Raw genomic sequence first — 4,595 nt, 5'->3', positions numbered from 1 at the left:
GCATTCCTCTTTTTTATCTCACCTTATGCACATACAGCATATCTTCGATCATCACATGGAGTTCGGGTTCGGTGATACTGCCGGGGTAGAAATGGAAGTAGTGGTTGAGGATGCGGTGTACTTGCTTGACGCAGCAATCGGAAGAGGTGCCGTGCCACTTACCTACCTTGCCCTCATCGAGCGCACGACGAATAATGGCGACGTAAGGCGCGATAAGCGCACGCACATCATCGCCTGCACGGACTTGTATCTTCTCTTTGGGTAAGATGATGGTGACTTCGGGATGACAAGAGCGGACAATGCGCAAGGCTTCCGTCCAACGATAACCGCAAGCTATTACATCGCGGGTGTCTTTTTTTTTGAATCGTCCTCACTCGCACATACCATTTTCACGATTGTTTTAATCTTTCTTTGCATGATAAAAAACATTTAAGTTATTAATAAAAAAAGAGAAATACATTTTAATACGGATCTGCCAGATAATCGTCTACCATCTTATCAATATTTTCAATAAAGAAACTTTGGGATGATATAGCATCGACAATCATGGCCCGGGGACCTTTCATGGAAAGATTTTCTCCACTAATCGTTGTTATTGTGATGCTTGGATCCCAATGTTTCATCATCTCCAGAAATCCTCCATCCGGATTGATGATACTCCACTTCTCGGTAATCGGATCTCTGTAACAGATATCTATCCCATCGGTTCTGCCTGCCAGTGCGTAGTTTCCGTAAATGGCTATCGGTTTGCTCTGATGCGCTTTTGCAGTTGCTCCTTCCCATTCTTCTTTCTTTCCTGTTTCCACATTATAAATATATACATCGGATTGTGTGCTTCCATTTTGGAGAATTACTCTCTTTCCGTCAGTGGCCACACGTCGGGTGTTTCCATATACATCACTAGCACTAGCACCGGGCAAAGACTCCCATTCTCCCTTGTCCGCATTATATCTATAAACGCCTGTATTAGTAGCTAATACACCTCCGTAAATAGAACATTTATAAGCTCCTATACCTTTAGGTGTATCTTGCACGGGGCCTAATTCACCATTTTCATCAATCGGATAAATATAAGAGCGACCGGCATTAGGTGCACTGGATACGTGATTTCCACCAACCAAGAAATCCTCACTGATGCAGACGCCATATCCACGTCCCTGAAGCCTTCCGTTTGCACAATACCATTTCCCGGTCTTCTTGCTTTTCTTTATGAAATAGAGAGAATTGTTGTCGGCATTGGTACCCAGTACGACGTAGTCTCCAGACATCTCGATTGCACCATCTCTTTTCAGAATGTTACTATATGTTTGTGTCGGAAACTCTATTGTTCCCGCTTCGTCCTCATATACCAATACTCCCTCTCCCCACGAACCATCCGGTTGCTTGTCATACACACGGTAACGATACTCTCCACTGGCATCCTTAATGGCGCAAATCAAGCGATTACCCGAAAAGGCACTGTTTGTCGCATTGGGTATTGTTGTCAGTTTTGGCTTGAAAGAGGCATCTCCACTTGCTTTTAATTCAGCAGAAAGTGTCATTTTCTGTCCCGCCTGCAAAGTTATCTCATTGCTTATCTTGCAAACATACTCCTTTCCATTAGCCAGAGTAATAATGATGTTCTGACCTGCACCCAGCGTTTGGGGTGGTAACAAGCACTCGAAATCCAGATGATAGATCTCCTGATCCGACCATGATCGTTTCATGCGAATACTCTGCTTACCTGCCTTGTCGTCCGAAATGACACTCAATTGATATTCACCGGAGACATCCGTCGTTATCGTTCCATCTGCATAGATGTGGCTGATTTGTGCCGCTGCATCCATTACGTCGGTCTGCGTCACTGCATCGTCTACAATATCCACAGAGAGAAAAAGGCGTGCGGTGAGATGATGAAAAGAGAAATCCAGCGCGTTAGTCGTAGGAGATACCGACTTACGCGCCGCCATGCAGATGGCGGATAACAGTTTGCTCTCTGAGGTTTGGTCTTGAGGAATGGAGATGGTTGCATCCACTGCAGGGAGGCTGCTGCTCATGGTTCCATACCAGGCATATACCTCTACCGTCGTGGAAGTATTATGTAGCAAATCAGACCATAATCCCCGGTCGGCATCGGTAGCGTTCGGGACGAATACATTGTTCACTCCCGAACAGAGGTATTTATAAGAAGCACTTCCATCCCACCCGATAAAAATCTCATCGTTTTCGGTGAAAGAAGTCCGATCATTTCGGTCCGCTACACGAGACGCGATACCGTTATCCTCAATAGAGGCTGTTATCCGGAAGTCCCGGCTGTTCTGTTCGTCGTGTTCCGCATCGTCCGTGCAGGAAGCAGGAAGCAAAAGCAGCAATGCTATAAATATCTGAGATCTTTTCATATTTCAAATCCTAAATATTATCTGTATAAATTCAATACAACCTGTTCTACAGTATTGTCCACTGTATTTGTAACTTCTTTCCAAAGTGCCCATCCCGTGTGCTTCTCCGCTTCTGCATTCAATAGCGTACATAGTCCGGTGAAGTCAGTAAACGTTGAAATTCCTGCAGATGAATCGTACGGCGTACAACCTGCGGCAGTACCTCCCGAATTATAGTGGCAGGTACTGAAATTGACTCCCATCTTGTTGCCAGCCAGCCAACCGGCAGTAGGTGTGTTACTACCGGCTTGATTGCTCAGTCCGGAAAGCTGCACATAGCAGTTGTTCACGATTTTGCCCGACGCCAAGCCCCCTACCAGTCCGCCGATACTGCTTCCTGCCGACGCTTGACTGAAACTGACTACGGAAGCCGAACCCGGATCCGAACCTTCGAAAACGGCGGAATTCAGGATGTCTCCACTGCAATAGCCCACCAGTCCGCCCAGATACATGACATCTGTAGCAGAAGTATTAGAGTTAACCACCGTTGTTTTGATAAGTTCCACTGAGCAGTTCAAAATGTTTCCGTCTACTTTGCCTGCCAATACTCCGGCATACGTGGCGTTTGCCGACTCGATACTGCTTCCCGTGGAAGCACTATTACTAGGGATAGTCTTTACACGCAGGTTGCTGATGCCAGCCTGCGTATAGCCCACGATACCCGAATATGTTCCTTCGATACGTTGGGAATTGTCGCGTAAGTCAATGCCGATTTCCCATCCTTGCCCGTCGATGGGAAGGGTAAGCGGGTGAGCGTCCGTACCCACAGGTACATAAAGGTCACCTGAGGTGACACCGGTCAGCATGAATGGAGCAGTCAGCTTGATAGTGAAAACCCGGTTTGCTCCGTCTGTTTCATACCAACCGTAATCCTCGTAAAGTGAATAATCGGGAGTTCCGTCGGCCAAGGTAGGTAACCCGTTAGCATTCCAAAGTGTGGCAAAAGCGATCCAGTCAGAAGCGAGGCCAATACCCTTTTCTGTTCCCGATATGTCGCCTCCCGTCCCGGAAGTCCACTCCTGAGCCACTGTAGCGGTCATCTTTCCGTCTTTCTTTATATTGAGTTGGTAGTTCACGCCTCCTCCTTGCGTCCATACAGTAGGAAAAGCAACATCGCTTTTGGTGATTGTCATGGAAGGAGAACCGTCTTGTACATAAGTGATGGAGAATGTGGCGGATGCTTGGTCGGGAAAGAGGAAGAAGGTTGCCAATGTTTGGGCATCGGCAGCATTGGCTGCTACATATATGCCACCATTGGCAAGAGTTGCCGTACAAGTTTTCGTGCCTGTATAACTCCCCCAACTGAAACCACTCTCTGCAAACGTAAGTTTTGCCGTCGCCGGAGCGTTGTTCACTGTCAGGGCAGTCACTGTAATACCAACTTCACTTTTAATACTGAACTTCACTCTGCTCAAGGTGTGCTTCATAGTGAAGCCTATACTGCCGCTTGTTCCTTGATAAGTCTGATTCATCAATGGAATGGAGACAAGCAGGTCTTTTTGGTCGGCTTCTACCGATGCCACAGTATAAGTTAGCGTCGGAAATCCTTTCGCTACTGTTTTATCAAGAAAGGCAGGGTTACTTCCGCCTTCAGCTGTTTCGTCTACATAAGGTGCATAAGCGAAGAAACTCAGTTTGTCCGCAGGGTTATTCGGCCAGTACCTCAAAGGAGAATACGTCCATGCAGCTTTGTTTTCCGTCCGTTCCACCTTTTGGTTGAACATGAACCCCGGGGTGGCGGCATCGCTGAAGTTATCGGAGGTATGATAGGCGAACACGCCCATCGTAAGCAAGTTGTCTGAAGTCAGTTCGGCACGTGTCTGCAGATTATCTACGGTGGTGAGGAAACTTATCGGCATGCCGTCTCCCTGCGCTTCATCCTCCGCACTACAAGCCCCGAAGCACAAAAGCGTCGGAAAGCCAACAATAAACAGTAAGTGTTTTATTCCTTTCATGTCTTTTGAAATCATGGTCAAAGAGCCCTTTATTTTACTTTTTTCTATAGTGGTCGGGAAGGGAGATCCAACCCTACCCGACCTTAATTGTTCCGATGTAATCGGATAGATAGGGAGTTATTCTACAGGTGTTGCAGTTACCTCATTTCCCCATGCATTTACCTCAGCCTTTTCTATTATGATTTCGTGCAGGTTGATGACGAGTGTATACTGATAGGTTTTC

General features: G+C 46.8%; 3 protein-coding genes. 1 reads left to right on the top strand and 2 read right to left on the bottom strand.

Going from position 1 to position 4,595, the window contains the following annotated elements; genetic code table 11:
- Nucleotides 1-265: hypothetical protein (locus AAE250_RS23320; protein WP_342289485.1), on the top strand; the 265-nt coding region annotated here is incomplete at its 5' end.
- A gap of 196 nt (nt 266-461) precedes the next feature.
- Here AAE250_RS23320 and AAE250_RS23315 read toward each other — a convergent pair.
- Together AAE250_RS23315 and AAE250_RS23310 are read right to left on the bottom strand one after the other, a co-directional pair.
- Nucleotides 462-2,378: a fimbrillin family protein gene (locus AAE250_RS23315; protein WP_294600196.1), complete on the bottom strand. Its 1,917-nt coding sequence runs from the start codon at nt 2,376-2,378 to the stop codon at nt 462-464.
- Nucleotides 2,379-2,395: 17 nt separating this feature from the next.
- Nucleotides 2,396-4,372, bottom strand: a complete 1,977-nt coding sequence (locus tag AAE250_RS23310; RefSeq protein ID WP_342289484.1) for a fimbrillin family protein — start codon at nt 4,370-4,372, stop codon at nt 2,396-2,398.
- Nucleotides 4,373-4,595: the final 223 nt, after the last annotated feature.

The sequence above is a fragment of the Bacteroides sp. GD17 genome (genome assembly GCF_038448625.1).
Classification (GTDB): Bacteria; Bacteroidota; Bacteroidia; order Bacteroidales; family Bacteroidaceae; genus Bacteroides.
Note: the sequence above shows the minus strand (reverse complement) of the source record. Positions and strands in the feature narration are given on the sequence as shown.